The 5355-nt window shown below is 70.8% G+C and carries 4 protein-coding genes and 1 pseudogene; 1 reads left to right on the top strand and 4 read right to left on the bottom strand.

Translation table 11 applies throughout. The annotated features are described in order from the left end of the window. Positions 1 to 782: 782 nt before the first annotated feature. The 4 genes from KIP79_RS48865 to KIP79_RS45805 all read right to left on the bottom strand — a co-directional run bounded on the left by KIP79_RS48865 (position 783) and on the right by KIP79_RS45805 (position 4559). Complete coding sequence (locus tag KIP79_RS48865) at positions 783 to 917, bottom strand: hypothetical protein (protein ID WP_256447795.1); 135 nt, start codon at positions 915 to 917, stop codon at positions 783 to 785. Between the two features lie 1411 nt (positions 918 to 2328). After that, the gene (locus KIP79_RS45815; RefSeq protein ID WP_214111366.1) at positions 2329 to 2739 is read right to left on the bottom strand and encodes a (deoxy)nucleoside triphosphate pyrophosphohydrolase; all 411 of its coding nucleotides are present in this window, start codon (positions 2737 to 2739) and stop codon (positions 2329 to 2331) included. A gap of 6 nt (positions 2740 to 2745) precedes the next feature. Next, complete coding sequence (locus tag KIP79_RS45810; protein WP_308170256.1) at positions 2746 to 3918, bottom strand: NlpC/P60 family protein; 1173 nt, start codon at positions 3916 to 3918, stop codon at positions 2746 to 2748. Further along, positions 3915 to 4559, bottom strand: coding sequence for a hypothetical protein (locus KIP79_RS45805; RefSeq protein WP_214111365.1), 645 nt, complete (start codon positions 4557 to 4559; stop codon positions 3915 to 3917). Before KIP79_RS45805 ends, KIP79_RS45810 begins: the two co-directional genes overlap by 4 nt. 8 nt (positions 4560 to 4567) lie before the next feature. Here KIP79_RS45805 and KIP79_RS45800 point away from each other — a divergent pair. Further along, positions 4568 to 5355, top strand: a pseudogene (locus KIP79_RS45800) (hypothetical protein); the annotation flags it as partial.

Here is a 5355-nt window from a genome sequence, read left to right as displayed (position 1 = left end):
GGGGACGGGGACGGCGAAGTCGGGCAGGGGGTGGAGGGTGGGGTGGGTGGCCGAGGCCAGTTGGGGTGGCCTCGGCCTGGTGGAGGGTAAGGCGAGCTGGTCGGGGCGGGGTTATTGCGGGTCGGGGTGGAAGTCGCGGGTGTAGTGGTGTGGGCGGTCCTTTCGGGTGATGTGGAGTTGTAGGCCGAGGAGGGCTAGGAGGCCGGCTACTGCGGCTGCGGCCAGAGGGAAGCCCTTGATGGTGTCGAGGCGGTTGGTGGTTGCGGTTGGTGTGGTTGGTGTTTGTTGTTGTGGGTAGGGCGGGGCCACCAGCGGGGACGCCGGGGGCACCATGACTCCTGGGGGCTCTATGCCCGGGAAGTCGACGGGTGGTGCCGAGGGCAGGGCGCCGGGTTCCAGGAGCGGGTTGGCTGCGCCCTCCGCGCTGGTGAGTGCGGCGTTCGCCGAGAGGTCCGGGGGCTGTTGAGCGCCTGGGTCCGTGCCTGGAGGTTGCGGGAGTTCGACGCCCGGCGGGAGAGCGCCACCCGGTGATGCGTTCGGTCCTGGAAGGGCAAGCTCCGGGCCGTTCGGACCGCCTGGGCTACTCCCACCGGGACCACCACCCGGACCACCCGGACCCCCAGGACCGTCCTGACCGCCAGGACCACCGGGGCCACCGGAGCCACCGGGGCTACCAGGGCCACCAGGGCCACCAGGGCCACCGGGACTGTCCGAACCACCAGGACCAGTCGGACCGTCCGGACCGCCGGAGCCACCAGGAGCGCCGGGACCACCAGGCCCGCCTAGGCCACCGGGGAACCCGGGACCGCCAGGGCCACCAGCAACTCCAAGATCGCCAGGGCTGCCAGGGCCACCAGCAACTCCAGGGCCGCCCGGACCACCCGGACCACCCGGGCCACCAGGAGCGCCGGGACCACCAGGCCCGCCTAGGCCACCGGGGAACCCGGGACGGCCAGGGCCACCTGCAACTCCAGGGCCGCCAGGACCGCGCGGACCGCCAGGGCCATCAGCAACTCCAGGGCCGCCGGGGCCGCCCGGGCCACCAGCAGTTCCGGGGCCGCCAGGACCGCTCGGGCCGCTGCCGATGACGCCGAAGGGGCTGATGTCTGGAGTAGCTGGGGCGGTGCCTGCTGGGAAGGTCGCCTCGTTGGGGCCGATTAGGTATGTGGATCGGTCGAATGGGTCGGGCTGAGCAGGGTGACCTGGGTGGCTGTGGTGGTTTGGTAGGAATTGTTCGGAGTATCCGTAGGGTGGTGTGGCCGGTTCGGCTGCGTGGTGAGGTGGCAGCCAAGGGCCGGTGGTGTACGGATATCTGTGGTGGGTTTGTGCGGCCGGATAAGTCGAGGTCTGGCTCCGTGACTGGCCTCGTGGGCTGGATGGGTTGCGGGGGCGGGAAGGGGGTCCGCCCTGGTTTGTTGTTGTGGATTGGTCTGTGGTTTGCGGTGTTCCAGGTCCTTGAGGCAATTGGGGCCAGGCGTTCGGCGGACCCCAGACGCCGGGAGTGCCCACCAGGACGTAGACGTTCTGCCCGCCGGAGGCCCCACCAGAAGCCCCACCGGAAGCCCCACTGGAAGCCCCGCCGTCCGACTCGCGTTCGGAGTCTGACACGGTCACCGGGTTCTGCGTACGAACCCCGGGAGCCTGTCCAAGCTGCACAGACGGCAGGGGGGACGGCGAAGACGTACACAACGGGACGACCCGTGGCAACGGGACCGGAGACGCGCCCGTGGCGGCAGTGTCTGATGAATAGGAGGATGGTGCGGCGAGCCGAGCAGCCGCTTGCACCAAGCTAAAAGAGTCCGGCCACAGCGTCGCCAGACGGACAGCTTCCTCGGGTTCGACACAAGCGGATGGCATCCCGGCCTCCGAGGGGAGGTACCGGACCGGCACCCCCGTCCTTGCCCCGGCCCCTGCCCCAGCCCCTGCCCCGGCCCCGGCCCCGGTCCCGGTCCCTGCGACCGTCCCCGTGCCTGCCCCTGACACTGCGCGCGCCGATAGCGCGAGAATCCGAGCTGAGGCAACAGATTCCGATTGCCCGAAAAGTCCCTTTTGTTCTGAATAGTCGAATGCCCCGAAAGCCCGCGAACCCGAGCCGGACATTCCCGACTGCCCAAATCGTGCCGAATCTCCTGATAGTTCAGAAATCCCGGACAGTCCGAGAGACCCGACCGGGCCAGTGAAACGTTGGGTTGCCTCCTGATCCGCGACGGCAGCCACCGCCGTACCACCCAGAATGACAACCCCCGCCCCCACAACCGACACGACATATCCACGTCGCCACCAATTCGCCACCCGAACTCCCCCGATGCACGCTTAGTAAGCGTTATGTCACGCGAGCCCAGGCCTCAACCCCTCCTTGATCAGATCTTGGACCGCAGCCACAATCGGCAAATCCGCCGGAAGCCACGCCACCGACCCGAACTCCTCCGGAGAAAGCCACCGCAACGCCAGATGCTCCAGAGGCGACGGCGTCCCCGCCAGAATCGTGGCCAGCCAGACCCGCAGCACGTACCCCTCGTCCCCGAGCGGCCAGTCCCCACCCACCTGCCGCCCGATCGAGATCGCCACCCCGAGTTCCTCGTCACACTCCCGGACCAGCGCGGCGTGATCACTCTCCCCGGGATCGACCTTCCCGCCCGGCAGCTCCCACCCACCCTTGAGCTCAACCGGCTCGGCCCGCTGCGCGGCGAGCAACCGCCCGCCCTCGATGATCGCGGCACCCACAACGATCTTCTTCATGTCTGTCTAGCGTAGTTGCGCAGGTGGCGCCGGACCGGCCCAACGCGGCTGACTCCCCCTGACCGCGGACATGCTCAGCGTGCCGCCCCCCGCCAGCGACGGCAGCCGCTTCAACTGCTCCTGAACATCAGGATTGGCCAGCGGCCGGGTGTACCCGACGATCCCGCCCCGATCCTTGTACGTGGTCACCTTGATCGGCCCACACCGCGTACACCGAGCCTCGACCATCTTCCCGGGCGACACCACCATGCCCACGTGCCCCGGCGAGGTCACCGACGTCCCCGGCCCCGCGTTGAAGAAGACCAGATCCCCCGGCTGCTCGGTCCCCGCCTCGATTTTCTCCCCGAACGGCCACTGCCCGAACGTGGTCCGCGGAATGGACAACCCGGCACTCCGGTACGCCATGTAGATGATCCCGGAACAGTCGTACGCGTCCGGCCCCGTCCCCCCCCACCGGTACGGCTTGCCCCGCTGCGCCAGCGCGTACTGCAGGATCTGCTCCACGGTCTCGCTGGGCGCGTTGAGCGGGAACTCACAGTCGGGGTTGGCCTCCGGCGGGACCCCGACCTGCCCGCTCGCCGCGTACCGCTGGGCGATCTCCAGCACCTGGTCGACGTACCAGTTGGCCCGGTTGTAGACGAAGATGGCCCGGCGCAGATCGTCGGGAGCGCCGTTGCGCTTGAGCATCTTGGCCGCGCCGAGGATGGCGTCGGCCGGGTTGTAGACGTCCGCGATCCCGTCGTCGTCGCCGTCCGAGGCGTACCCGTTGAACTCCGAGGGGATCTTGATCTGCGGCTTGCCGCCCCAGGTGCTGATCAGGAACTGCATCGGCCCGGCGGCGCCCGCCTCGTTGGTGCCCGAGCCGACCCCGGGCAACTTCGACCGCCCGTGGTCGGTCTCCCGCTTGCCCACCGCCGCCAGCACGTTCCACTGCACCCCGACCGCCTCCCCGTGCTGTTTGTACAGCTTCAGGTACTCCGGCGGGATGTCCTCCTTGGCGGTCTCCGACAGGTCGCTGGTGTCCACCGCGCACTCGGCGCCCCCACCGCCGATCAGCGACGGGGGTAACGGCGTCATCAGCACCACCGACCCGAACAGGGTCAGCGGCACCACCACCGCGAGCAGCGCGGCCACCCATTTCCAGGAGACCCTGCTGTCGTTGGTGGTCACGGTGCTCACGGCGAGCTGTCCCCGTCCTGCCCGGCGTCGGCCGGCTGCATGTCGTAGACCCGCCAGTCGGCGCCCAGTTTGATGACGGTCACCGCGTACACGTCGGTCTGGTCGCGGGCGCCGGAGAGCGCGGTGATGTGCTGGGTGGAGGCGACCACGAACACCACCGAGTCGACGCTCATGTCCCGGATCGCGCTCACCTTGGCCGACCCCTGCGAGACGGTCTGCTCGGCGGCGTCGTGCTGGACCAGGGCGGGCGCGGTCAGGCTGCGGTTGAGCTCCTCGCCGAACTCCACAGTGGTGAACCGCTGGGTCCGCGCCACCCGCGCCGCCGGGTCGGCGTGCGAGTAGGTCCCGTACGCGCCGACGAACCGGCGGGCCAGGTCGGCGGCGGCGGCCAACTCGTCCCGGGAGAGCGGCAGGTAGGAGTACACGTCGAACTCACCGGACGGCGTGGTGGCCACCTGGCTGGGCACCGCGGGCACGTTGGTGGCGATCGTGCCTGTCCCGGGCCTGCCGGTCCGCTCCGCCGATTCCGGGGTGGTCCGGCCGTCCCCGCTGCCCAGCGTGGTCAGGTAGAGGCCGATGGCGGCGAGCACGACGACCACGGCCACGAAGGCGGCCCTCCTCCGGCCGTCGGTTTCCTGCATGTCAGTCCTTGTCGCGTTTTGCGGGCCTCAACCAGAACGGCGCGTTCTCCCCGTTACGACCGCTCTCCGACCGGCTGGGCAGCCAGAGCGGGGGCGCCTCCGAACGGCCCTGCCGGGGAGACTGGGACCGCGGCTCGCTCCGGGGGGAACGGGTCGGCTCAGGCGAGCGCGGCGGCGCCGAACGCTCCGAACGCGGCGGCGGCTCCGCCTGGCGCCGCCCGCCACCGCCGAAGAAGCCGCCCCCACCGAAGAAGGAACCCGAGGAACTCCGCGAGGAACCGCCACCGCCGCCGAAGAAGCCACCGCCACCACCGGACGACGACGAGCCCCGGGACGAACCCGATGAACCGCCCGACCAGCGCCCGCCGGAAGGCCTGCCGCCACCCCTGGCCGCCGACGGCCGGGAGGCCCAGCCGCCACCGGACCGGCCACTGAACCAGCCCCCCGAGGAGCCCCCGGACGAGGAGGACCCACCCGAAGACGGTCCCCCGGACGGAACAGCAGACGGCGCTCCAGTACCGGTCGGAACCGGACCACCCGGGCGGCGAGGCCCGTTGAGGCCGGGACCGGTGCCCGGGCGGCCGTTGACCGGACGCAGGTTGAGCGGCGGCGCCGCCCCGGGCCGGGGCGCCGGCACGCCGGCCTTCTTCTTCCCGTCGGCGTCCAGCGGCGCGGCCTGGCCGGTGGCCCGTACGCCCGTGACCCCCGCCGCCTTCTCGTCCCCGCGCACCATGCCCTGCGCCACCGAGGCCCCGGCCGCGGCCGCCCCCGCCCCCGCCAGATCGGGAGAGCACAC

Origin of the sequence: Acrocarpospora catenulata (genome assembly GCF_018476525.1) — a bacterium.
Lineage (GTDB): Bacteria > Actinomycetota > Actinomycetes > Streptosporangiales > Streptosporangiaceae > Acrocarpospora > Acrocarpospora catenulata.
Note: the sequence above shows the minus strand (reverse complement) of the source record. Positions and strands in the feature narration are given on the sequence as shown.